The organism is Maribellus luteus, from assembly GCF_003576475.1.
Lineage (GTDB): Bacteria > Bacteroidota > Bacteroidia > Bacteroidales > Prolixibacteraceae > Draconibacterium > Draconibacterium luteum.
On the sequence record NZ_QWGR01000021.1, the window covers coordinates 47109 to 71343 of the forward strand.

General features: G+C 45.2%; 19 protein-coding genes. 14 read left to right on the forward strand and 5 right to left on the reverse strand.

What is annotated here, in order from left to right; all coding sequences use genetic code 11:
- Positions 1–33: 33 nt before the first annotated feature.
- The gene (locus D1614_RS22010; protein WP_119440158.1) at positions 34–4194 is read right to left on the reverse strand and encodes a T9SS type A sorting domain-containing protein; all 4161 of its coding nucleotides are present in this window, start codon (positions 4192–4194) and stop codon (positions 34–36) included.
- A 284-nt stretch (positions 4195–4478) separates the two neighbouring features.
- Here D1614_RS22010 and D1614_RS22015 point away from each other — a divergent pair, with 284 nt between their 5' ends.
- Both D1614_RS22015 and D1614_RS22020 read left to right on the forward strand, forming a co-directional pair.
- Positions 4479–6095 (forward strand): ABC-F family ATP-binding cassette domain-containing protein, encoded by a 1617-nt coding sequence (locus tag D1614_RS22015; protein ID WP_119440159.1) that lies wholly within the window; start codon positions 4479–4481, stop codon positions 6093–6095.
- Positions 6095–6295, forward strand: coding sequence for a YwbE family protein (locus D1614_RS22020; protein WP_119440160.1), 201 nt, complete (start codon positions 6095–6097; stop codon positions 6293–6295). The genes D1614_RS22015 and D1614_RS22020 overlap by 1 nt, the downstream gene beginning before the upstream one ends.
- A gap of 211 nt (positions 6296–6506) precedes the next feature.
- On the opposite strand, the gene D1614_RS22025 is transcribed toward D1614_RS22020, so the two are convergent.
- Positions 6507–8285, reverse strand: coding sequence for a GNAT family N-acyltransferase (locus tag D1614_RS22025; protein WP_119440161.1), 1779 nt, complete (start codon positions 8283–8285; stop codon positions 6507–6509).
- Positions 8286–8484: 199 nt separating this feature from the next.
- Between D1614_RS22025 and D1614_RS22030 the strand changes: the two genes are divergently transcribed.
- From D1614_RS22030 to D1614_RS22040, 3 genes are all read left to right on the forward strand, one after another.
- Positions 8485–10320: a YgiQ family radical SAM protein gene (locus D1614_RS22030; protein ID WP_241558150.1), complete on the forward strand. Its 1836-nt coding sequence runs from the start codon at positions 8485–8487 to the stop codon at positions 10318–10320.
- 21 nt (positions 10321–10341) lie between these two features.
- Positions 10342–11094 (forward strand): DUF4197 domain-containing protein, encoded by a 753-nt coding sequence (locus tag D1614_RS22035; protein WP_119440162.1) that lies wholly within the window; start codon positions 10342–10344, stop codon positions 11092–11094.
- 131 nt (positions 11095–11225) lie between these two features.
- Positions 11226–11651: a nitrogen regulation protein NR(II) gene (locus D1614_RS22040; protein ID WP_119440163.1), complete on the forward strand. Its 426-nt coding sequence runs from the start codon at positions 11226–11228 to the stop codon at positions 11649–11651.
- A gap of 146 nt (positions 11652–11797) precedes the next feature.
- Here the strand turns inward: D1614_RS22040 and mnmL are convergent, their stop codons facing one another.
- Entirely contained in the window at positions 11798–12745 is a 948-nt protein-coding gene (gene mnmL, locus D1614_RS22045) for a tRNA modification radical SAM protein MnmL/YtqA (protein ID WP_119440164.1), read from the reverse strand.
- A 162-nt stretch (positions 12746–12907) separates the two neighbouring features.
- Here mnmL and D1614_RS22050 point away from each other — a divergent pair, with 162 nt between their 5' ends.
- From D1614_RS22050 to D1614_RS22070, 5 genes are all read left to right on the forward strand, one after another.
- Entirely contained in the window at positions 12908–14434 is a 1527-nt protein-coding gene (locus D1614_RS22050; protein ID WP_119440165.1) for a DUF4301 family protein, read from the forward strand.
- Positions 14435–14488: 54 nt separating this feature from the next.
- On the forward strand, positions 14489–15901 hold the full coding sequence (locus D1614_RS22055) for a tetratricopeptide repeat protein (protein WP_119440166.1): 1413 nt from the start codon (positions 14489–14491) through the stop codon (positions 15899–15901).
- A 129-nt stretch (positions 15902–16030) separates the two neighbouring features.
- Positions 16031–16966, forward strand: coding sequence for a polyprenyl-phosphate transporter (locus tag D1614_RS22060; RefSeq protein WP_119440167.1), 936 nt, complete (start codon positions 16031–16033; stop codon positions 16964–16966).
- Positions 16967–17128: 162 nt separating this feature from the next.
- A complete protein-coding gene (locus D1614_RS22065) occupies positions 17129–17878 on the forward strand; it encodes a shikimate dehydrogenase family protein (protein ID WP_119440168.1) in 750 nt (249 codons plus the stop codon).
- 140 nt (positions 17879–18018) lie between these two features.
- A complete protein-coding gene (locus tag D1614_RS22070) occupies positions 18019–18501 on the forward strand; it encodes a low molecular weight protein-tyrosine-phosphatase (RefSeq protein WP_119440169.1) in 483 nt (160 codons plus the stop codon).
- A 46-nt stretch (positions 18502–18547) separates the two neighbouring features.
- Here the strand turns inward: D1614_RS22070 and D1614_RS22075 are convergent, their stop codons facing one another.
- The gene (locus D1614_RS22075) at positions 18548–19012 is read right to left on the reverse strand and encodes a MaoC family dehydratase (protein ID WP_119440188.1); all 465 of its coding nucleotides are present in this window, start codon (positions 19010–19012) and stop codon (positions 18548–18550) included.
- A gap of 184 nt (positions 19013–19196) precedes the next feature.
- Here D1614_RS22075 and D1614_RS22080 point away from each other — a divergent pair, with 184 nt between their 5' ends.
- The gene (locus tag D1614_RS22080) at positions 19197–20117 is read left to right on the forward strand and encodes a DMT family transporter (RefSeq protein WP_119440170.1); all 921 of its coding nucleotides are present in this window, start codon (positions 19197–19199) and stop codon (positions 20115–20117) included.
- 36 nt (positions 20118–20153) lie between these two features.
- Here D1614_RS22080 and D1614_RS22085 read toward each other — a convergent pair whose 3' ends face one another.
- Positions 20154–20969 (reverse strand): 3-keto-disaccharide hydrolase, encoded by an 816-nt coding sequence (locus D1614_RS22085; protein WP_119440171.1) that lies wholly within the window; start codon positions 20967–20969, stop codon positions 20154–20156.
- A 355-nt stretch (positions 20970–21324) separates the two neighbouring features.
- On the opposite strand from D1614_RS22085, the gene D1614_RS22090 reads away from it, so the two are divergent.
- From D1614_RS22090 to D1614_RS22100, 3 genes are all read left to right on the forward strand, one after another.
- The gene (locus D1614_RS22090; RefSeq protein WP_119440172.1) at positions 21325–21939 is read left to right on the forward strand and encodes a TetR/AcrR family transcriptional regulator; all 615 of its coding nucleotides are present in this window, start codon (positions 21325–21327) and stop codon (positions 21937–21939) included.
- Entirely contained in the window at positions 21936–23198 is a 1263-nt protein-coding gene (locus D1614_RS22095) for a TolC family protein (RefSeq protein ID WP_119440173.1), read from the forward strand. The genes D1614_RS22090 and D1614_RS22095 overlap by 4 nt, the downstream gene beginning before the upstream one ends.
- A gap of 65 nt (positions 23199–23263) precedes the next feature.
- Positions 23264–24145, forward strand: coding sequence for an HlyD family secretion protein (locus tag D1614_RS22100; protein ID WP_162304605.1), 882 nt, complete (start codon positions 23264–23266; stop codon positions 24143–24145).
- Positions 24146–24235: the final 90 nt, after the last annotated feature.

The window sequence follows — 24235 nt, forward strand, 5'->3', positions numbered from 1 at the left end:
CCGGTTTTATATTGATTTTTTCTTTTTAATCGATTATTGTTTGATGATCGTTCCGGAAACCGAAATCAGAGAACTTCCTTTAACTACCACCACATATGTTCCGGCAGTCAGGAAAGATAAATTCAGTTCCACTTTGTTGTACCCTTTGTGAATGGAAATGACCTCACTGTAAACAACGGCCCCACCTTCAGCATACACTTCCACCGTTGCACCGGCTTTTTCATCGCTGCTAAATGTTACGGTCACATCGCTTACGAATGGATTCGGATAAACCATGAAACCATCGAGTGTTGCGGCCGTCACTTCTTCTGCGACACAAGCGCCCAAAACAGCTCCGTTTTTGATCAACTCATCCACAGCAGGATAGGCCACACACATGTTTTTCCCCTTGTAGCAAAGCTGAATCTTGTCCATTCCCTTGCCCGTTGTACAATATACATCAACAGGAGATACCTGGACAGAATCAGTAACCGAACACTCATTTCCGTCGGTAACAGTAAGGTAATAAACCGTTGGCACTTCGGGACAAACCATGATTGACTCAGAAGTTTCGCCGGTGCCCCACTGGTAAGAATAATCGCCTGCTCCACCTGTTACATCTGCAACAGCAAGCGTTGCACAAGCTGAATCGGGATAAGCAGGATAAACCACCTGATCGTCGGTCAATGTAAACTCAACCGGTGCAGGATCAAATAACTCAACTTCCGCAGAAACACTGTTATTCAATGCATCGCTTACGGTTACGGAATAAATACCTGCCGAAAGATTGCTTGCAGTTGCCAGCGTTTGCCCATTGCTCCAGGCATAAGTATAAGGTCGAATCCCGCCCGTAACTTCAACGGTAGCAGTTCCATTGTCGCCTTCAAAACAATCTATTTCGGTGGTTAAAACTGAACTGACAGCCAAACTCTGAACCTGAAGACGGACCGAAACCGGGAAGTGATCGGAAGCCGTGTTGGTATAATCACTGTCGTAAAACTCGTAATGAACTCTTGCCGAACCCTCAATGTACTCGTCAAACAATTCGTTGCTTACAGAAATGTGGTCGATCATATCTGTTTCAAACACATACGAACGAAAACCATTTTCACTTAAAACACCGGTAAGCGCTTTGTAGTTGGCAGCATCCGCCACATAACTTTCATAACTGGAAGCAGTAGTCGCTGTAATATCAGCCACTGTTACATCCACGTCGTCGTTGTAGTCACCCAAAAGAATCAGGTTGGCATCGGAATAATGTTGATCCAGTGTATCTTTCAGCACCTCCACGTCGTATTTCCGCATCTGGTAACGCAGCAAAGGATCGGAACTATTGTTGGCTCGCGCATGAATATCGATTACATGGTAACGAACAGTAACACTGTTGATGGTAATGTCTGCCACCATCATAAAAGGCAACCTGCCGCTGGCATAGAACCGCGTTACATCCGGATCGGGATATCCGACAAGCGCCGAACCATCGCCATCATTGTAGTAAGGATGAATAGAAGCCAGGAGCGGCATGGTTTTCACCACCGAAACAGTTGATGTTTTGTAAATGAACCCCACTTTTTGTTTTACGCCGGCATCATTCGGATTTGATGTATAATCAGAAAGCACGTAATTGTAACCGTTCATTTCACCGACCATTTGCGCAAACAAAACATCATCCGAAATTTCTTCCACGGCATAAATATCAGCGTCCAATGCATTCAGCACAGCCTTAACACTGTCTTTCTGAACCGTATTGGCATCGCCTTTGGCCGGAGAATTTCCTTCGTCGCCAAACCACTCGATGTTCCAGGTCACAACATCCAGCGTTTGTTCTTTTGAGATAGCCAGATCATCTCCCGTTTGTTTGTATTTTTCGGCGCAAGGCAAATCGCTTTTTATGCGCGGCATCAGCTGAAATAAATCGTAATACCTGCCAACAACACCTACTAGCTCTTCGCAATTTTCGGGTTGAGCAAGGCCAACCAAATCAGCGGCATCGGCATCGATTCTGACTTCGCCACTTCCCGAAGCATCAGCAACCACTAAATTTGAATTCCCAAAAATCAATGCTCCCGGTGCCGGGAAAGTAACATTTGTAAGTTTTACCAACTCGGCCGGATGCGCAGAAAGCTCGGCCATTGTAAGCGCTTTGGGCTGAACAGGAGAAAGAGCAGCTCCGTGCGAAGTCACTTCACTTACCGGGCTGATCTGAATTTGTCCGTTATACACACCTCTTGTTCCGGTAATGGTAATGGAATCGCCAATCTGGAAAACTCCCGCACCGTGAACCAGTGCATCAAAAACAGCAATCCCGGCGGTTGAATCCTGCATGTAGGCCGAACCGGCAAACTGATCGGCAACCGTTAAAGTTCCGGTAATTGTTACTGTTGTTCCTTCGGCAGCAACGCGGGCATCAGCAATCGAAATTACGTCGGGCGCAGGAGGATTAACAATCACTCCATTTTCGGTTCCGGGTGTAGGCTTGAACATCGAATAGCTTGCCGTCATGCGAGCGCCTCCGCTTCCGTTTGGAATCCGCTGCATCGACAGGTTGTCTTTGTCGCCGGTCATGTTTTCATTTACCTGCTGCTCGCCTGCTTCAAGCAGTACCAGCAAACCGGCATCGTCCGAATCATCGGTATCATACACCAGTGCATCTTCCAGGTTGGTAAGCGTCACCGGCGTTCCGTTCGGGAAATTTGTGATCGTATCTTTGTACAAGGCAACTGCATCTGCTCCGTTCTGAATGGCATTACTTGCAACCACCAGATTAACATTGGCTACATCCGCATTTCCGATAACAAAATACCCCTCGGCATTGGTAAAATAACCGGCCAGGTCATAAGCTGCATACGAAACATCGCCGTTCCCGTTGTAAAGAACCACGATGTAACCATCCAGCGCTTTATTTCCCAAACCGCCGTCATACAATTCAATAAATTCTTCCGTATCTGTTCCCGGTGTGTCTGCATCCACCTCGTTAATGATCAGCGAAATGGTTTCAACAAAAACATATTTTTCGTTTTCGGCTCCCGGAGTGTTTATCGCTTCCCCATTTGCAGGACTTCCCTCATAACCTGATATTCCGTACAAATCAAAATCGTTCCTCACCCAATCAGAAGGAGAGTCGGTATCCGTTCCATCCGGAATACGCGAAGCACCGCCCGGTGCAAAAGCTAGACCGTCGAAAGAAACGGTTAAAACAGAAGTGGAGTAGTTCAAATCACCGGCACCTCCGTCATTCACTGCTACATCGTCAGTCAACTCCTCCCAGGGAGTAGCATCCAGAACACCGTCATTATCCGTATCCAGGTCGTCGCCCAATGCTCCCGTAAAATTCTTTACCAACAACAAAGTCAACGAACCATTTTCGAGTGCGTTGGCCGGAAGATTGGCCAGGTAGTAGCCATTTGCATCTGTTGTTCCCAAAGCAAGCACCTCGTCGATTGTACCGGCGCTGCTTCCGTCTCCTTCAATTTCGAGCACAGAATAAGCACTTAAATCAGTATTCGGGTTACTTTTGATTTCCACATACTCCACGTCGGTACCGGTGGTAGAAACAGAAAATTCATTGATCACCACCTTCACTTCCACAGGGCCGTCGCAATTGGAAGCTCCCGGAGTGTCTCCTTCCCCAAGATCAAAAGGGCCGATTTGCCAAAGCTGGCTGCAATCCCGCAATACATGTCCCGGCACAAAAGTACCCTCGGGCCCTACCTGAACGGTGCTGTACACTTTTTCGCCGGAAGTGGTCGACTGAAGCAAAGCAACTCCGTCCACAATCTCCGTCCAAGGCGTTACATCCAGCACTCCGTCATCCTCAAGATCCAAATCGTCGCCAAGTGCTCCGGTAAAACCAGATACCAGTAGATGCGTGACATTGTCGCCGTTCTCAAAATTCAGCGTTGCTACAAAATCGGGAGTAGTAATGGTCATGGTCGATTCTCCAACCACAAAAAAGCCATCACCTGCAATTTGCTGTCCGGTCAGATCCACAACCGCCTCAATCACACCGCTTCCACCTGTTCCGTCACCGATAACCAGGTAAGTAAGCCCGCTTAAATCCTGTCCGGCATTTCCGGCTAATTCAAAATACTCGTCATTATCCGTTGAAGGCTGATCGATCCTTATTTCATTGATAAGGACTGATTGTGCAAACGAAGCGAACGATGCACAAAAGAGAATGAGAATCATTCTCAGGCGAAGTAAAATTTTGTTCATTTCAAGCAGTTTATTTTAATTAAGTAGTTCAATTTCGGAAATTGAGAGGAAGAAACAAAAAAGAAATCCATTAATAATATGTTAACTTTTTATTTCACCTTTCGTTACAACACATAACTGAATCAAGGGTTTAGGATTGTGAATAAGTAATGAAAAAGCGAATTGCATTATTAAGTTTAGGTTTTGGTTGTACCTTCGTATCCAATTCAGTGAAAACATTCACAAATAATTACTTACGTTTGCACGCCCTTTTCGAAGGGCTAAATGGTAAAATGGATTAGAAAATGATTACAGTATCGAATTTAAGTATTCAGTTTGGGAAACGCGTATTGTTTCAGGACGTTAACCTCAAGTTCACTCCGGGCAACTGCTACGGCGTGATTGGCGCCAATGGTGCCGGCAAGTCAACTTTTTTGAAAGCAATATCAGGTGACATTGATGCTACCAGCGGTTCGGTTACCCTTGGTTCGGGTGAACGGCTTTCGGTGTTGCGCCAGGATCACTTTGCCTTTGATGAGTTTACGGTACTCGATACTGTAATGAAAGGTTACACCGAAATGTGGGACCTGATGCAGGAAAAGAACGCTCTTTACAACAAACCCGATTTTTCGGAAGAGGATGGCCTAAAAGCGGCCGAACTGGAAGAAAAATTTGGCGATATGGGCGGATGGAATGCAGAAAACGATGCCGCAACACTGCTGAGCAACCTGGGGGTAAAAGAAGATTTTCATTACACCCTGATGAAAGACATGAGCGGGAACCACAAAGTGAGGGTGCTGCTGGCACAGGCACTTTTTGGAAATCCTGACAACTTGTTGCTCGACGAGCCTACCAACGACCTCGACCTTGAAACCGTGGTTTGGCTCGAAAACTACCTGGCGAATTATGAAAATACGGTTTTGGTAGTTTCGCACGACCGACATTTCCTTGACGCGATCAGTACCCACACCATCGACATCGACTTTGGTGCGATCAAGCTGTTTGCCGGAAACTATACCTTCTGGTACGAAAGTAGCCAGCTTGCCCTGAGACAACAGGCGGCCCAGAACAAGAAAGCCGAAGAGAAAAAGAAAGAATTACAGGAATTTATTGCACGCTTCAGCGCCAACGTGGCCAAGTCGAAACAAACCACCAGCCGCAAGAAAATGCTGGATAAACTTAATGTGGACGAAATTCAACCTTCTACCCGTAAGTACCCCGGTATTATTTTCAGACCGGAACGCGAAGCCGGCGACCGCATCCTCGATGTGGAAAACCTGAGTGCAAGTATTGATGGAACGACCTTGTTCCGCGATGTTTCTTTCTCTACACAAAAAGGGGAGAAAATCGTTTTCCTTTCGCGCGACCACCGTGCGATGACTGCTCTTTTTGAGATCATTAATGGACACCGCGATGCCGATTCAGGAACTTTTCAGTGGGGACAAACCATTACAACCGCTTATTTACCTATTGATAACTCGGAGTTCTTCCAGGGCGAAATGACACTGTTCGACTGGCTGTGCCAGTTTACCAACGACACCACCGAAATCTACATTCGCGGATACCTTGGAAAAATGTTGTTTGCCGGTGAAGAAATCTACAAAAAAGTAAACGTATTGTCGGGTGGAGAAAAAATGCGTTGTATGATCGCCAAAATGATGCTGCTCGATGCCAACGCACTGATTCTGGATACACCGACCAACCACCTCGACCTTGAATCGATCCAGGCTTTTAACAACAACCTGGTTAAATTCCCGGGCAATGTTTTCATGTCGTCGCACGACCATACCTTTATTTCATCGGTATGCGACCGCGTGATCGAACTCACACCCAACGGAATCATCGACAAGCTGATGAATTACGACGATTACATCACCGACGAAAGGATTAAGGAACAACGCGAAAGAATGTACAAGGGCTAATGGACGGCAGGCAACGCAAAAATATCCAACCGGGCATGCTGGTCGAAATTGTTTTGAAAAAAGACCAGCGTACCGGGGAGTTAACGGAAGGATTTGTTAAACGAATCCTTACCAAATCCCCCAATCATCCACATGGCATAAAAGTAATGCTGGACGACGGACAGGTAGGCCGCGTTAAAAACATTATCGAAGAAAACTGAGAGCTATCAGCTTCGAGCCACTAGCCTGGGATAAATAAATGACGATTAACCCTGTCCACCTAAGCTTTTGGTGAAAGAACAAACTCTGAACTTCGAACGAAGAGTCATCAGAAAATTAAACTGTAAACTGTGACTGCGACTGAAAACTTGCTTCTAAAAATACGTAAAGCCCACAATACGCTCTTTTCCCTGAACTTTAAACTCTGAACTCCTATTCCCTGTTTCCATAAAAACGATCCAGAATAGATCCGTCGTTGGCTTCTTTCGAGAGCGATTCGATGGTATTTTTCGGAACATCGTACACATCCAGTACAATCAGTCCGTCGAGACAATTATTGAATTTCGGATCGACATTAAAGCCAATGATTTTGGCGTTCAGTTTAATGTACTTTTTCAGCAAAACGGGCAACCCGGAATTTAGCTCATCCACATCACCAATGGTTTTATCCAGCCGGTCGATGCTGTCCATGTTCTCCATCAGCAAATTCAGATCGGTATTGTCGCTTTTGAAGGTATAGCTGTTTCGCGAGCGGACGTACTTTGCCAGTTGCCAGTTCAAATGATTGCGCAGGATAAAGCGCACGATCATATCTTTTGAAACCTTCGAATAGTTGTTGCTGATGCTCACCGGCCCAATCAGGTAGCGGTATTCCGGGTTTTTCAGCAGGAAATACAAAATTCCCTTCCACAGCAAAAAGAGCGGCATCGGTTTTCGCTGGTATTCCTTTATTACAAACGAACGCCCCAGTTCAAGACTTTCCTCCAAAACCGGCTTCAGTTTATCATCGAGGCGAAACAGGGTTTGCAGATAGAATCCTCTTTTCCCGTACTGCTCCATGATGTCTCTGCCCTGCCCGATCCGGTAAGCTCCTACAATCCGTTGTTCTTCCTCGTCCCAGATAAACATTTGGTTGTAGTACAAATCAAACTCATCCACATCGATGCTCAGGTTGGTACCCTCGCCCACTTCGCGGAACGTGATCTCGCGCAAACGGCCAATTTCATTCAGAATATTGGGAATCAACTTCGACGGAGCACAGTACGATATATAATTCTTGAGCTTGAAAAGCGTATAATCGCATTTTATAGACTGAATCTCCTTCAGAATCAATTCTGTCGGGATCGGGTCAATAATCGGCTGAGGCTTCATCTCCGGCTTGATCGAATAATTGAAAAAACGCTTCACCTCAATATCCGATTCCATGCTGTAGGTTTTGGCACGCAGAAAACGCCCAAACTGGTACACATCGCAAAAATGATCCTGCTCCGCTACCGAAACCGGGCTCCCAATTCTCAACTTAATATTCTTGTGCCGCTTGCTCAGCAACTCAGAGGGCAGCCGGGCATGTTTCAGCGACGGATGAATTTTGGCAAAAAACTGCAGCAAACGGCTGTTGCTTCCCTGGAACAAAACCGGAACCACCGGAACCTGCGCTTTTTTGATGAATTTCACAATCGGGAACTGCCACACCTTGTCGGTAACTCCGTCAAACGAGTCTTTGGTGCTTACATTAATCGCCGGGAAAAGACACAGTACACCGTTATTTTTCAAATGCGTCTCGGCTTCTCCCAAACCTGCCATGCTTTCCTCCCGTGTACCAAAAGGATTTTCTGACAGGAAATATTCGGAAACCGGCTCAATCTTTTTCAAAAGAAAACTTGCCAGCACTTTTACATCGCTTCGCACCATCGACAGGTACTTGATCAGCAGCAAACCGTCGAATCCTCCCAGCGGATGATTGGCCACCACAATCAGCGGGCCTTCTTTGGGAATCTTTTTCAATTCACTCTCATCGAAAACCATGTTGATTTCCAGCGTTTTTATCAGCTCATCAATAAAATCCACGCCTTCTTTCTGAGCAATCTGGCTGTAAATTTTATTGAGCTTGTTAAAACGAAGAATATACATCAGGAATTTAGCGAAATAATCTCCGCTGGCCAGGATGGCAGGTCGATCGTTGAACAGATCTTTCGGATTCAGTAACTCCATTTCTTGTTGCTAACGGTGTAAAACCTCAAGTAGTACCTCTACAAAAATAGAATGTTTTTTCAATTTTAGTTTTCGAACCATGTTTTATTTCCCCTTTCTACAGCGGCCTTTCCATTACTTATCAGATAAACAAGGCGATATGCTTTTTTTTGATCATATTTGCCCCCGGTTTGTTATAGGTAGAGAAAAACAAGAAAAATTGGAAAATAAAACGGATATAAGCCTTTGGCTTCCCACATCGAAAAAAGAGGTGCAGCAGATGGGATGGGATGAGATCGATGTGATCCTTTTTACGGGTGATGCCTACATCGATCACCCCTCGTTTGGCGCTGCGGTTATTGGAAGGGTTCTGGAACACGAAGGACTGCGTGTGGCGGTTGTTCCGCAACCGAACTGGAAGGACGACCTGCGTGATTTCAAAAAGCTGGGACGCCCGAACCTGTTTTTTGCGGTAACCGCCGGAAACATGGACTCGATGGTAAACCACTATACGGCCGGCAAACGCAAACGATCGTCGGATGCCTACACGCCCGGCGGAAGATCGGGACAGCGCCCGGACTATGCCACCATTACCTACTGTAATATTTTAAAGAAGCTATATCCTGATGTTCCGCTTGTAATTGGCGGGATTGAAGCTTCGTTGCGACGGGTTACCCACTACGATTACTGGTCGGATAAGTTGATGCCTTCGATTCTGGAAGATACAAAGGCAGACATTCTATTTTACGGAATGGGTGAAAAAACGATCGAGGAATTTGCCAGGCTTGTAAAACGCGGCATTCCTGTTGAAAGCCTCACAACGATTCCCCAGACTGCCTTTATGGTTGGAGAGGATGAAGCTTATGCCACCAAAAAGAACTGGGATGAGCTGGAACTGGCTTCGCACGAAACCTGCCTCGCCGATAAAAAAGAGTATGCGCGCAACTTTATGCACATCGAAGAAGAGTCGAATAAAATGGAGGCCAAAAAGCTGGTGCAACGTGTCGGCAACAGGAAAGTAGTAGTAAATCCACCGTGGCCCACTTTCAAGGAAAGCGAGATCGACAAGGTTTACGACCTGCCTTACACACGTTTGCCGCATCCGCGTTACAACAGCAAGGAAACCATTCCGGCTTACGAAATGATCCGGCATTCGATCAACATCCACCGCGGATGTTTCGGAGGTTGTACTTTTTGTACCATTTCGGCACACCAGGGAAAATTTATTGCCAGCCGTTCCGAAAAATCCATTTTAAAGGAAGTTGAACAGGTAACGCAAATGCCCGACTTTAAAGGTTACATTTCCGATTTGGGAGGTCCGTCGGCTAATATGTACAAAATGAAAGGCATTCACGAAGAGATTTGCAAAAAATGCAAACGGCCGTCGTGTATTTTCCCCAGTATTTGTAAAAACCTGGATACCAACCACCAACCCATGCTCGACTTGTATGCAAAAGTGCGTCAGCACCCGAAAGTCAAAAAAGCCTTTGTGGGTAGCGGTATTCGTTACGATATGATCCTCGAAAAAACCAACAATGAAGAGGCGAACAAAGCCAACCATCAGTATTTACGCGAGATCATCAAGCACCATGTTTCGGGACGTTTAAAGGTAGCTCCCGAACACTCGTCGGACGAGGTGCTGAAGTTTATGCGAAAACCTTCTTTTAAATTGTTTGAGGAGCTGAACGAGGAATTCAAACGCATCAATAAAGAAGAAAATTTAAACCAGCAACTGATCCCGTATTTTATTTCGAGCCACCCCGGCAGTAAATCGGAAGACATGGCTAACCTTGCCATTCAAACAAAAAACATGGATTTCAAACTGGAGCAGGTGCAGGACTTTACACCTACTCCCATGACGCTGGCCACCGTGGTTTATTATTCGGGCTACCATCCTTACACGATGGAGGAAATTTACACTGCTAAAAACCGCGATGCCAAGGAAAAGCAACGCCAGTTCTTTTTCTGGTACAAAAAGGAATTCAAAAACAAGATCATCAACGACCTGAAATCCAAAGGACGCGATGACCTGGTTAAAAAGCTTTTTAATAAATAACACTCTGTTAAACACAAAGAAATGATTCGAAAAAAACTCTTCCCCCTTTTATTGATTTTACTGACCGGCTGTGCCGAATTAACTCAACTGGCTCAGCAAACTCTGGATGCCAATGCACCGCTTACGCAAAATGAAATTGTAGCCGGCCTGAAAGAGGCACTGGTTACCGGCACCAACAAATCGGCACAATTACTGGGCAAAACCGATGGTTACTACAAAGACGAGCTGGTAAAAATCATGCTTCCGCCCGAAGCCGATGTTATTGTCGATAACCTCAATAAAATTCCGGGCGGCGACAAGCTGGTTCAGGATGTACTGCTGACCATCAACCGGGCTGCGGAAGACGCCGCCAAAGAAGCCGCGCCCATTTTTGTGAACAGCATCAAAAGCATGACCATTTCGGATGCAGTGGGTATCTTGAAAGGACAAGACAACGCTGCCACGCAATACCTACACAAAACTACTTACGACCAGCTTTTTGCGCTCTACCAGCCAAAAATCAAAAGCTCGGTGGAAAAGGAATTGGTGGGTGGCATTTCTACCAAAGAAAGCTGGGACAGCCTCACCGGCAAATGGAACACCGTAGCCAACAGTGTGGCCGGAAAAATTGCTGGCTTAAAACCCGTGAATACCCAACTGGAAGATTACCTAACCGCCAAAGCACTCGACGGTCTTTTTCTTAAAATTGCTGACGAAGAAAAACTCATTCGCCAAGACCCTGCCGCACGGGTTACCAACCTGCTGAAACGTGTGTTTGGCTCGGTTGATTCATAGCCATTCACCTGTTTTTATTTTGTTGAACATCTTTGATTGAATTTTACGCGAATAATGCTTAAATTAAATATGCCTTTAGCAGTGGAGGTCAAGGAAAGCAAAGGCTTGTATAAACTTAAAACCAAAACGCCATGCGACTAGAATTTGTTAAAGTAGAAGAAGCCAACGGCTTATTAAACCAACTCATTGAACACCACCCTCATGCTATCTTTTTGACCGACCATGATTTCAAAGTGAAGTACTACAACAAATCGTTTTCGGTACTCGCAGAAAGCAGCAAAAGTGACATTCTGGATCATGAATTTTGCCAGATTATGGGATGTACGCAACGCGAAAAACTGCTTGATCCGCATGAAGATCTTTGCAAACACTGCCAGTTTCGCAACCTGTTGTCGGGTTCCAATTTGTCGGACGTAGAGCTGATCCGCGATTTTGTAATCAACAACCAGGTAAAAACCAAGCACCTGCGCATTGAAGCACACCGGGTGGTGATGGACGGCCACAAATACCGTTTGATGGTAATTGACGACCGGACGGCAAAAAATAAAATTGACTAGTTCTCTTTTACTATAATTGAAAAATCTACCTGTTTTTACCTGTCGTACTGACGGGAACAGGTAGATTTTTCTGTTTGCCCCTTTTATCGAGTCAAGCAATCAGAAAAACGTATCTCAAAATTAATATGTAAAAAACGAAGGGAAAACTACTCGTTGAACAACCTTCCCTGCCAGGTATTTCGCTCGGCAAGGCGTTTTTCTACTTTAGCTACAAATTCAAAGTTTTTGAGCCCCCATTTGGGTGCGATCAGCAAATCGGGCGGCGCCTGGCTGATAAAGCGTTCTACTATAATTGCAGGATTGAGCAACTCCAGGTAATCCACCACCAGCTCGATGTATTCTTCGGCAGTATAAAGATGAAACCGTTCGGGGTTTTCGTTGTATTGCCGCGCCAGAATAGTACCATGATGAATTTGAAGCTGGTGCAATTTCAGGTTCTTCACCGGTAGCTGCGATACAGTTCTTGCCTGGTCAAGCAGTTCATCTCGGCTCTCACCCGGAAGACCGACAATCATGTGCGCACAGTTGTTAATGCCACGTTTGGCCGTTTCTTCCAGCGCCCACACCGATTCAGAAAAACTATGTCCGCGGTTAATGCTTTCCAAGGTGCGGTCGAGGTGCGATTCCAGCCCAAACTCTACCATCACGTACACTTTCCGGCTCAATTCTGCCAGGTAATCCAGCAACTCATTCGAAACCGCATCGGGCCGGGTGGAGATAACCAACCCAACAATTTTTGGGTGTTCCAGCGCCTCTTCGTACAAGCGTTTTAAATCGTCGAGCGGCGCGTAAGTGTTGGTGTAGGCCTGAAAATAGGCCAAAAACTTCATCGCCTCGTATTTGCGGGCAAAGAAATCGATGCCTTTCAATACCTGGCTGCTGACACTGTTTTCCAGGTTGCAATACGTAGGCTTGAAAGTTTTGTTATTGCAATACGTGCATCCACCCAATCCTTTTGATCCATCACGGTTCGGACAGGTAAAACCGGCATCAATCGACACCTTTTGCACCCGCTCCGAAAAAAGCGCTCTGAAATACGTAGGAAAATCGTTGTACCTGCGTCCGTGCCCCCAACTATAAACTGTTTCACCCATTGGCAGTTAATTGATGGCGCAAAAGTAGACAAAATTCGGAAGGACCTGCCTGTGGGCAGAAACTTATCAACAGGTCTTGAAAACTTTAAAGCATTCTTCCCGCAAATCCGTTTCGATTCAGGTTTCTTATACCTATTTTTATTTTCAGATAATTGACAGATTATGTTCTCAGAAAAGGATAAAAAACAGATCAGGCAACGTGGGAGTGAATTACATACTGTTCTGACACAAATCGAGAATTTCAAAAAAGGCTTTCCTTATTTACCCATCCGGGAAGCTGCTTCAGTAGACAAGGGCATTATCCGGCTTACCCCGGAAAACCTGGCAAAACGAATCGCGTTATACGACGAGAAAGTGGCAGGCGGCATCAAGCCGCTGAAATTTGTGCCTGCTTCGGGTGCAGCCAGCCGTATGTTTAAAGCGCTTTTCGAAGGTTTGGAAGCTTTTACAACAACTTCGGAAGAAGAAGTCATCAGTAAAAACAAAGATGTAAAGCAATACCTCGAAGGACTAGATAAATTTGCGTTTGCCAAAGATTTAAAAGCAGCCATTGAAGCCGACGGAGCAGAGCTGAATGCCACCAACAAGGTTGAATACCTGCTTTCGGACAAGGGCCTGGATTATGGTTCAAAACCCAAAGGACTGCTAAAGTTCCATAGCTACGAAACAGGAGCCAGAACGCCGTTTGAAGAACATTTGGCCGAAGGAGCAAAATACGCCTGTGACTCGTCGGAGACGGTAAAAATACATTTTACGGTTTCGCCCGAACACCAGGAAGGCTTTGAAGCTTTACTGAACGAGGTAAAAGAAAAATACGAAGAAGAACTCGGAGTAACGTTTGACATTACGTTTAGTCAGCAAAAACCAGCAACCGACACCATTGCGGTTGATCTGGCAAACGAGCCGTTCCGGAATCCGGATGGCAGCCTGCTTTTCCGTCCGGCGGGACACGGTGCGCTTATCGAGAACCTGAACGATCTTAACGCAGACATAATTTTCATCAAAAACATCGACAATGTGGTACCCGACCGCTTAAAACAGGCAACGGTCGATTACAAAAAAGCATTGGCAGGTGTGTTGCTAAAACATCAGCAAAAACTGTTTATCTACCAGAAAGAGCTGAATGAGAAGCATCCGGTGGCGCTGCAAAGCGGCTTTCTGGCCGAAGTGGCCAATTTCCTGGAAAACACGTTGAATATCAAGCCGGAATCGAACCAGTACTACACCGAAAAAGACGAATTGTATCATTACCTGAAAGAAAAGGTAAACCGCCCGCTGCGTGTATGCGGAATGGTGCGTAACGAAGGCGAACCCGGCGGAGGACCATTTTGGGCAATGAACCAGGACGGAACCGTTTCGTTACAGGTAGTAGAGAGTTCGCAGATCGACCCGGGCAGTGTGCAGCAGCAAAGCATTGCCAAAAACGCTACACATTTCAACCCGGTTGATTTGGTTTGTGCAGTTAAAAATTACAAAGGAGAAAAATACGATCTCAGAAAATATACCGATCCTGAAACCGGTTTTATTTCCCAAAAATCAAAAGACGGAAAAGAACTGAAGGCTCAGGAACTCCCGGGGCTGTGGAACGGCGCCATGAGCAATTGGAACACGCTGTTTGTGGAAGTGCCGGTAGAGACATTTAATCCCGTAAAAACAGTAAATGACTTGTTGCGCGAACAACATCTCTAATACTGTTTTTGTGTTTACGGCTTAATTATTAATTTCGCGAACTCATTTGGGGCAATGAACGAGGAAAGAGATAATTACAGGGAAGAAGACATGAGTGAGGCTGTTAAGCAATTTAAAAGCTCACTTGTTTCCGGCAGAAAAAAATATTTTGATGTATCGGAATTCGAAGGAATTGCGGAGCAGTTGATGGAAGAAGGTGATATTAATTCTTCGGAAATAGCTATCCAGCAAGGCATTCAGATACATCCCAATGCAATTCCGCTTCAACTAAAATACGCCCAGATACTGATCAGCAAAGGAAAATACAACCTGGCTCACCAGTACCTCGACTTTGCAGAACAGGTGGAAACCAACAACCCGGATGTTCATTTGCTAAAAGGTTCGGCCTGGCTGATCATGGGAAATGAAATCAAAGCCCAGCGGTCGTTCAAAAAAGCTGTAAAATTTGCGGGCGGAGAAGAAGATGAGATCTTGTATCACATTGCATCGGCATATATTCAAATCGGCGAGATAAAAAAAGCCATTTCTTATTTTGAAGAAGCGCTGAAATACAACCCGAACAACGACATGGTTCTGTACGACCTTGCTTTCTTTTGCGACCAACTGGGCGATTACGAAAGCAGCATTGAGTACTACAACCGCTTTATCGATAACGATACATACAACTACACAGCCTGGTTTAATCTCGGAATTGTGTTCAACAAAGCCGACATGCACGACAAAGCCATTGAAGCTTACGAGTATGTACTGGCGATCAACGAGAATTTCAACATGGCACTTTTCAATATCGGAAACGCGCTGGCCAATGCCGGCCGCTTTGAAGAGGCCATTGCAAAATACGAGGAATACCTCGAACTCGACCCCGATAACGACGACGCCTATTGTTACATTGGCGAATGCTGGCTCAACCTCGACAACAGCCTGAAATCGGAATACCATTACCAAAAGGCAGTTAACATAAATCCAGAAAACGATACCGCGTGGTTTGGTATAGGCCTAATTATGTGGATTGAACAGAAGTTTGACGAAGCCGTTGTTTTTATCCGCAAAGCCATAAAACTAGACAAGGAAAACTCGGAATACTGGCTCACTCTTGGCAAGGTTTACACCGATGCAGAAAAAGCTCCGGAAGCCCTGAAAGCTTTTAAACAAGGGGCGAAGATTGATTCTGAGAACACGGAAATTTGGCTGACCTGGGCTGAACTTTACCGTAAAGAGGGAGAGAAAGAACAGGCAATTGAAATCATAAAAAAGGCAATCGAAAAAAACGACGATTCCATGCTGAAGTACCGCCTGGTTGCCTTGCTGCTCGAAGACAAAAACCAGAAAGAAGCCTTTGCCTGGTTAAAGGTGGCTATGCAACAGGATTTTGGCAACCTCAACTACCTGTTTGACATTTATCCGAAGTCGTTAAAAAGCAAACGCCTGATAAAAGTGGTGGACGAATTCAGAAAAGGAGAAAAATAGCTACTTTCTCTTTCCATGTACCCTATATTTTGTATTTTGGCACCTCATTAAAATTGAGCATCGAATAAAGCTTATTCATTGCTGAATAGTGAAATGCCAATGTTCAATTTCCAATAATCATGTTTTAATATGAACAGATCAACAAAAGATTACCTCCTTTTAGTGCTCAAAGGAATGGGCATGGGCGCCGCCGATGTGGTGCCGGGTGTTTCGGGCGGAACCATCGCTTTTATCACCGGAATTTACGAAGAGCTTATCAACTCTATAAAATCGATCAACCTGAAAGCAGTGAAACTGTTTTTCACCGGCCAGTTCGCCGAATTCTGGAAAGCCATTAACGGTACTTTCCTGGTGAGTGTGGTCGCAGGAATCGGGATCAGCATTTTTTCGCTCGCCAAAGGGCTTGAATATTTGCTTACACACTACCCCATTCTTGTTTGGTCCTTCTTTTTTGGTCTGATCGTAGCCTCGGCCATTTACGTGGCCCGTGCCATAAAAACGTGGAACGCAGGCACCATAATTTCCGGTCTCATTGGGATCGCGGTTGCTTTTGCCATAACGGTTATCAGTCCTGCCGAAGCCAACACCGCCTACTGGTTTGTTTTTGTTTCGGGCATGATCGCCATTTGCGCCATGATACTTCCGGGAATTTCCGGCAGTTTCATCCTGGTCTTGCTGGGCATGTATAAATTTATCCTTGGCGCTGTTGGTGACATGAACATTGCCGTACTCCTAACATTTATGGCGGGTGCCGCCATCGGTATTATTTCGTTCTCGAACGTACTTTCGTGGCTGCTGAAAAAGTACCACAACCTGACCATTGCCATGCTGGCGGGTTTTATGGTGGGTTCGCTCAACAAGGTTTGGCCGTGGAAAGAAGTAACCGAAACAATCATTGACCGTCACGGCGAACTGAAACCCATTGCCGAAAGAAACATCCTTCCCGGAACCTACGAACAGATTACCGGTCACGAAGCCTGGATGCTGGGTGCCATTGCACTGGCAGTAGTTGGCTTTGTGCTCATTTTTGTTGTGGAAGGCATCGGAAACAAGCTAAAAAAGTAAACAGTCGCAGCTGACAGTCAGCAGACAAACAATAGGTGTAAAAGAAATAATAACCCATATCCAATTTTTGCCGCTGAATCCTCAACAAAAAACAACACAAATCAGTTAAGGAGTTTGGATATTGAACATTGCACATTTTACATTGAAATTAAAAACAGACTCATGAAGAAATACGGATTACTCGGATACCCGCTCACCCATTCCTTTTCGAAGCGTTTTTTTACGGAAAAGTTTGAAACTGAAAAGATCGACTCTACTTACGATAATTTTGAGATCGACAGCATCACCAAATTTCCGGAGGTGGTAAAAAACAATCCGGAAGTGATCGGGTTCAACGTAACCATTCCGTACAAAGAGCAGGTAATTCCGTACCTCGATGATTTGAACGACTCGGCCCGCGAAATCGGAGCGGTAAATACCATCAAAGTAACCAGAAGTGGCGATTCAGTACACCTCAAAGGCTTTAACACCGACACCTACGGGTTTGAGACTTCGCTGTCGCCATTGCTGAATGCGCACCACCAAAAAGCGCTGATTCTGGGCACAGGTGGAGCTTCCAAGGCTTTAAAATATGTGCTGACAAAGCTGGGTATCGAATACATTTCTGCATCTATTGAAGAGTTGAAGGAAAATGAAATTCGCTACGAAGACATCGACGAAAAAATGATGCAGGAACGCTTGCTCATCATTAACGCCACTCCGCTGGGAACCTACCCTAAAGTGGAAACCTTCCCCAACATTCCGTACGAATTTATCACGGACCAACATTTGCTTTTCGACCTGGTTTACAACCCCGAAGTAACACAGTTTATGGCCAAAGGAAAAGAAAAAGGCGCCACCGTGAAAAACGGATACGACATGTTACTGGGGCAAGCACGCCGTTCTTACGAAATCTGGAACTCGGAGGAATAGTGTTCAGTCTTCAGTCGCAGTGAACAGTCACAGTATACAGAGACGGAGATTGAAAGGATTGATGGACGGATGGATTGAAATCATTAATGCGAGAATGCTTACAGCTTGAGTCTTATGTCTTGGCTTGTAGCTAATAAATTATGGAAAAGAAAAAGATATTATTTGTTTGCCTTGGCAACATTTGCCGGTCGCCCAGTGCCGAGGCTGTTTTTAACGGTGTGATCAAAAAAGAAGGAGTATCGGCTGATTTTATAGTGGATTCAGCCGGAACTTCGGGCTGGCATGCCGGCGAACCTGCCGACCGAAGAATGCAGTCGCACGCCATCAAACGTGGCTTTAATTTAACCAGCCTCAGCCGCAAGTTCGACCCAAAAACCGATTTCGACTATTTCGATATGATTATCGGGATGGACGACAGCAACATCGAAAACCTGAAACGAATGGCCAACGGTACAGCTGATTTGGGTAAAATTCATAAAATGACCGATTTCAGCCAGGCATTTGATTACGACGAAGTGCCTGATCCGTATTACGGGGGAGCCGATGGTTTTGAACTGGTTTTAGACCTGCTGGAAGATTCGTGCGAGGGTTTACTTGATAAAATAAAAAAGAATGAGATTTAAGCTGCCGCTTAAATCTCATTGCTTCAATCTATCTTGTTCAGTTTTGCTATTCGAAATGATAAAGGAAGTTCACCAACGCATCGTAAGCAGGCTTCTTCTCTCCTTCAATATCCACCACAATTTTTACCTGTACCCGGGCAATCCCTCTTAGGTTTTTAATGTCGTTCAGCGAAACAGTAGCTCTAATCCGGTCGTTCACCTTTACAGGCGATTGAAAACGAAGACTTTCGATACCGTAGTTCACAATCATTTTTACGTTACGAACATCTACCACGTTGTACCACAAATAGGTTAGCATCGAAAGCGACAAATAACCGTGCGCAATGGTACTCCCAAAAGGCGATTCTTTGGCTGCGCGTTCCGGGTCGGTATGGATCCACTGGTGGTCCATGGTTGCGTCTGCAAACTTATCGATCTGTTCCTGGGTTATCTGAACATAATCCGAAACCCCGATAACCTCACCGAGAAGGGCTTCAAATTCTGCGTAATTGTTGATGATTCTTTTTGCCATATCTGTAATTTGAGGTGCCAATTTAATTTTTTTTAAAAGTGTAAAAAAAGATTTGAGGCACGAACCCACCCATTTTCAAAAGGCGGCCACCTGTTTTATGGAATATTTCTACATTGTGTTCTAATTTTAAACATAAACCCTTTTATTCTGTTAATTTTCTAATCTTTGCGCTTCAGAGAATTGTATGAAGAATATAATAAAAAGTACCACTTTTCTCGCCATTATAGCTTGCTGGCTTTGGTCAACAGCTTTTGTGGGAGTTAAAATCGGGCTTACCTACCATACTCCGCTGCAATTTGCCGGCGTACGTTTTTTTATCTCCGGAATACTCATTTTCCTGTACTTTGGAAAACCTGCACGGTATTTTGCCGAACTAAAAGCAAATATAAAATTCATCCTAAAACTTTCACTGATACAGACTTTTATCCAGTATTCTCTGTTTTACAGCGGCATAAACCTGCTTCCAAGCTCACTTGCCGCCATGATCATTGGCTCGCAACCCATGTTTATCGCATTGGTCGCCCATTTTTCCTTTCACAACGACAAAATGACACCACTAAAAACTGGCAGCATTTTGATTGGCGTAGCAGGAATTGCAGTGATCACCCTTGGCCGCTCCGGCGTGGAAATGAAAGGCACCCTCGAATGGCTTGGCATTGCGTTGCTATTGGTCAACAACCTGGTTGCCGGCTACTCCAACGTACTCGTTTCCAAACATTCGCAAGGGATATCGCCTGCCGTAATAAGCTCCACTTCATTAATGATTGGCGGAATATTGCTATCGCTTGTATCGGTTCCGGTTGAAGGCATTCATTTGGGCCCCTTCCCTCCCAAATACTGGTACGCGCTGGCCTGGCTTAGCTTTTTATCGGCCGCTGCTTTTACCATCTGGAACTCACTGTTAAAACGTCCAGGCGTAAAAGTTTCATTGCTGAATGTCTGGAAATTTCTCATCCCCGTTTCAGGTGCAGCGCTTAGCTGGCTCATCATGGAAAACGAAAAGCCCGATGCGGTTTCATTAACCGGGATGGGCATCATCGCCTTATCCCTGCTATCGCTTAACTATGCCAACCGGAGGGCAATAAAAGAAAAAGCCGGCTCCTGACGAAACCGGCTTCCTGCTTGTATTTAAGTCGCTCTGTTATTCGAGTATCAGCAATTCCACTTTTCGGAAATCTGTCGGCCCGCTTTCGGCCTGAAGTGAAATCGTTCCTTTGGTTATAATGAGATCACCGTTCTCAGGAATCAGTGTTTGCGCATATTTATCTTTCGGATCGTACTGTGGCTTTTCGTACGACAATACCTCTTTCCCATCGATCAAATGCCGTATTACATCGCCTCCGTGAACCTCTACTTCAACCGTCACCCACTGATCGCCGTGAAATGTCTTTGAATCCGAACTCATGCAATGTTGTTCAGTAAGAAGCCCGTCCATTACAATGTTTGTTCCCGGCGTACAAACATTCAGCGTAGGCCGGTCGTCGGTTCCGTTTCCTCCCAGCAGCTGCACTTCAATCGAAGTCGGAAAATCCTGGTCCAGTTCCATCGATTCGGCACTTTGCCCGTGAAGCATCAAGCCATTGTTGCGATAGGCCCAACCGGGGCCACCTTTCACCTGGTCGCCCACAAAACGATACTCAACCCGGAGCTTGTAATGCGAAAATTCGCCCTTGTAAAAAATGTGGCCAAACGTGCCGTCCCATCCGTCCCAGTTATCGTACGAAACCCGGAGCAAACCATCTTCCACCCTGAAAGTATTTTTGTAATTCACTCCCAGTTCTTCCCCCTTGAACTTAATATCCCAGTCGTTCAGGTCTTTTCCGTTGAACAACTGTATCCAGTTTTCGGCCGACTTTGTTTCTTCCGCTTTCTGCGCTTTTGGTTTAGATGTACAGGCAGTCAATGCGATCGACAAAACTACCATCGATAATACTCCGCATTTCTTGATTGAATTCATATTCTTTTTGATTTTGTTGGTTTATCCGTTAGTAAAGGTAGAAGAATTTTGGAAAATCACTCTTCCCGAAAAACGCCCGGGTTTTCAAAAAAACGATACTCCGAAAACGAAAAAGCAGTGCCAATAAAACTTCAACAACCAGCCACAAAAACCGCGAAACGGCAACACGGCAACACCGCTTAACAAAAGAGTAAATCGTTCGACACCCTCCGGATTCGAATGAACTAAATGATCTCAAGAAAATAACCAGCATGAAATTTCACTTTTAACTATTTGGTTAAATTATTTGGCCAAATAAAATATTTGCCCTATTTTTGACCAGTTGGTTAAATCAAAAAGTTAAATCATTTGGATAATGAACGATCTTAAAAAAGACAATACCGAGGAGAAAATTCTGAACGCCGCTCAGAATGTGTTTATCGAAAAAGGAATGGACGGTGCACGAATGCAGGCAATTGCCGATGAAGCCGGTATCAACAAAGCCCTGCTTCACTACTACTTTCGCACAAAGGAAAAGCTGTTCAATGCCATTTTCTCCAAAGTATTCGCGCAAATATTTCCCAACCTGATGACAATGGTCCGTTCGGAGCGGCCATTGGAAGAAAAGCTGGGCATCTTTGTTGAAACCTACATCGACCTGTTACAAAAGAACCCGTTTTTACCCACTTTCATTCTCAAGGAAATGAACCGAAACCCGGATTTTCTTGCAGGCGTAATTAAAGGCAGCGGCGTAAATCCGACAGAAGTGATTGCCATGTTTGAAAAGGAAATGGACGCAGGACGAATCCGCCGGATGGACCCGCGCGATATTTTGGTCAACATACTTGGCCTTAGCATTTTTCCGATTGCCGCCGGGCCCCTGATAACGATCATGTTTTTCGAAAACGATAAAGCCGCCTACAAAGCATTTATTGAAAGGCGGAAAAAAACAGTCACAGAGTTCGTATTAAATTCAATTTTAATAAAATGAGGAAGCTGATCATCTTATTGCTGCTACCCGTCCAAATTGCCTTTGCGCAAAACGAGGTCTCCCTGAACGACTGCTACAGTTGGGCAAGGGAGAATTACCCGAACCTGAAGCAGGCAGAAATATGGGCAGAAATTACTTCGCTTAAGAAGGAGAATAATCAAACAAACCATCTGCCAGCGGTTACCCTGAACGGCCAGGCAACTTACCAATCGGATGTAACGCACATTGGTATTTCGGTGCCCAATGTTTCGATGCCAAGCGTTGCAAAAGACCAGTACAAAGCCTATGCTGAATTAAAGCAAAGCATCTGGGACGGCGGAGTTACTCAGGCCAACACGGAGTTGGAAGATGCGATTCTGCTAAGCAACCTAAGCCAGGTGGAAGTGGAAGTCTACAAACTGAACGAACAGGTTTCGCAGGCCTTTTTTACGGCACTTGCGGTAGACAAACAAAGGGAAGTGCTGGCCCAGCAAAAGAAAGTGTTGCAGGAGAAGCTGAAAAAAATTGAATCCGGTGTTCGGAACCAGGTCATTGAAAAATCGGCTGCGTTGGAACTGGAAGCCGAGATTCTGAACCTCGACCAAAGCAACCTGCAGCTGGATGCCGCCAAAAGAACGGCTACCCGGATGCTTTCAGTTTTAACCGGGAAAACCATTTCTGGTGACTCAAAATTACTATTCAATACCTTACCTGTCGATTTTAACCGAGAGCTAACACGGCCCGAACAGGAACTTTTTTCGGCTCAGAAAAACCAGCTCGAAAAACAGTCGGATCTTCTTACCAAAACCCGAAATCCCAAATTATTCGGATTTGGACAGGCCGGCTACGGACGCCCCGGATTAAACATGCTGAATGACAAGTTTGATTCGTACTACATGGTTGGCGTTGGGTTGTCGTGGAATGTTTTTGACTGGAAGAAAACCAACCGCGAAAAACAAATGCTCCACCTTCAATCCGACAGGATCACCCGCCAGGAAGAAACATTCACTCAAAATATTCAACTGCTGCTTGTTCAGCAAAACGAACAGATCGCCAAGCTGGAAAAATTGATGGAGACCGATTCAAAAATGGTGGCATTGCGCGCTGAAATTGCCCAAACATCCGCCTCAAAGCTGGAAAACCAAACAATTACAACATCAGATTACATTCAGGATGTACAGGCCGAAACCATTGCCAAACTGAATCGGGAACTTCATCAAATTCAGCTGAACGAAGCAAAAGAAAAGTATCGCCTAATCCAGGGGGAGAACAGGAAGTAAGCAGTCTCAGTTCTCAGTCACAGTTTTCAGAAACAGTTAAAATGAACAAAATAAATCAGGACAATATGAAACGAAATTTATTAATGATATTGATTTCAGTCGTGCTCTTCAGCTGCAGCAGTACAGACGAGAAATCGGATGCTTTCGGCAATTTTGAAGCCGATCCGGTGATTGTTTCTTCCGAATCATCGGGAAAAATTCTTCAGCTAACGATTGAGAAAGGCCAGAAGATCGACAAGGATTTTATTACGGCCGTCATCGATACCGTCCAGATTCACCTTAAACTACAGCAACTGGAAGCACAAAAAGCCGCCGTGATTGCCAAACGCCAATCGATTCAGTCGCAAATCGGAGTTTTTGAAGAGCAGATTAAAACCCTGAAAATAAATGAAGACCGGGTGGCAAAAATGGTCAAAGACCAGGCGGCCACACAAAAACAACTGGATGATATTAGCGGCCAGATCAGTGTTATTCAAAAACAGATTGAAAGTACCCGGACACAGTTTGTTTCGGTAAATAAAGAGCTGGAAGTACTGGAAGCTCAGCAGGAAACAACCCAAGATTTACAGAACAGATGTACCGTTACGTCGCCGGTGAGCGGAACTATTCTGGAAACCTATGTGGAGCAGGGAGAACTGGCCACACCCGGGAAACCCTTGTTCAAGGTTGCTGATTTGGATATGCTGACGCTAAAAGTTTATGTAAGCGGCGCACAGCTTCCAAATGTCAAAATCGGACAGCAGGTAAATGTTCTGATCGACAAATCGGAAACAGAAAACCAAACGCTTACAGGGGAAGTTACCTGGATTTCATCGGAAGCTGAATTCACCCCCAAAATCATCCAGACAAAAGAAGAAAGGGTAAAACTGGTTTACGCAGTAAAAGTGGCCGTGAAAAACGACGGAACGCTAAAAATCGGTATGCCGGGGGAAGTGAGTTGGCAGTGAACTGGCGCAGTGTTCAGTCGCAGTTGACAGTCGCAGTAAACAGTCACAGTAAGCAGTCACAGTAAACAGATGCTAACATAAATTAAAAGA

What these genes read in the sequence shown, in the direction of transcription:
- D1614_RS22010 (WP_119440158.1), bottom strand. Translation starts at nt 4,194, where the DNA reads ATGAACAAAATTTTACTTCGCCTGAGAATGATTCTCATTCTCTTTTGT.
- D1614_RS22015 (WP_119440159.1), top strand. Translation starts at nt 4,479, where the DNA reads ATGATTACAGTATCGAATTTAAGTATTCAGTTTGGGAAACGCGTATTG.
- D1614_RS22020 (WP_119440160.1), top strand. Translation starts at nt 6,095, where the DNA reads ATGGACGGCAGGCAACGCAAAAATATCCAACCGGGCATGCTGGTCGAA.
- D1614_RS22025 (WP_119440161.1), bottom strand. Translation starts at nt 8,285, where the DNA reads ATGGAGTTACTGAATCCGAAAGATCTGTTCAACGATCGACCTGCCATC.
- D1614_RS22035 (WP_119440162.1), top strand. Translation starts at nt 10,342, where the DNA reads ATGATTCGAAAAAAACTCTTCCCCCTTTTATTGATTTTACTGACCGGC.
- D1614_RS22040 (WP_119440163.1), top strand. Translation starts at nt 11,226, where the DNA reads ATGCGACTAGAATTTGTTAAAGTAGAAGAAGCCAACGGCTTATTAAAC.
- mnmL (WP_119440164.1), bottom strand. Translation starts at nt 12,745, where the DNA reads ATGGGTGAAACAGTTTATAGTTGGGGGCACGGACGCAGGTACAACGAT.
- D1614_RS22050 (WP_119440165.1), top strand. Translation starts at nt 12,908, where the DNA reads ATGTTCTCAGAAAAGGATAAAAAACAGATCAGGCAACGTGGGAGTGAA.
- D1614_RS22055 (WP_119440166.1), top strand. Translation starts at nt 14,489, where the DNA reads ATGAACGAGGAAAGAGATAATTACAGGGAAGAAGACATGAGTGAGGCT.
- D1614_RS22060 (WP_119440167.1), top strand. Translation starts at nt 16,031, where the DNA reads ATGAACAGATCAACAAAAGATTACCTCCTTTTAGTGCTCAAAGGAATG.
- D1614_RS22065 (WP_119440168.1), top strand. Translation starts at nt 17,129, where the DNA reads ATGAAGAAATACGGATTACTCGGATACCCGCTCACCCATTCCTTTTCG.
- D1614_RS22070 (WP_119440169.1), top strand. Translation starts at nt 18,019, where the DNA reads ATGGAAAAGAAAAAGATATTATTTGTTTGCCTTGGCAACATTTGCCGG.
- D1614_RS22075 (WP_119440188.1), bottom strand. Translation starts at nt 19,012, where the DNA reads ATGGCAAAAAGAATCATCAACAATTACGCAGAATTTGAAGCCCTTCTC.
- D1614_RS22080 (WP_119440170.1), top strand. Translation starts at nt 19,197, where the DNA reads ATGAAGAATATAATAAAAAGTACCACTTTTCTCGCCATTATAGCTTGC.
- D1614_RS22085 (WP_119440171.1), bottom strand. Translation starts at nt 20,969, where the DNA reads ATGAATTCAATCAAGAAATGCGGAGTATTATCGATGGTAGTTTTGTCG.
- D1614_RS22090 (WP_119440172.1), top strand. Translation starts at nt 21,325, where the DNA reads ATGAACGATCTTAAAAAAGACAATACCGAGGAGAAAATTCTGAACGCC.
- D1614_RS22095 (WP_119440173.1), top strand. Translation starts at nt 21,936, where the DNA reads ATGAGGAAGCTGATCATCTTATTGCTGCTACCCGTCCAAATTGCCTTT.
- D1614_RS22100 (WP_162304605.1), top strand. Translation starts at nt 23,264, where the DNA reads ATGAAACGAAATTTATTAATGATATTGATTTCAGTCGTGCTCTTCAGC.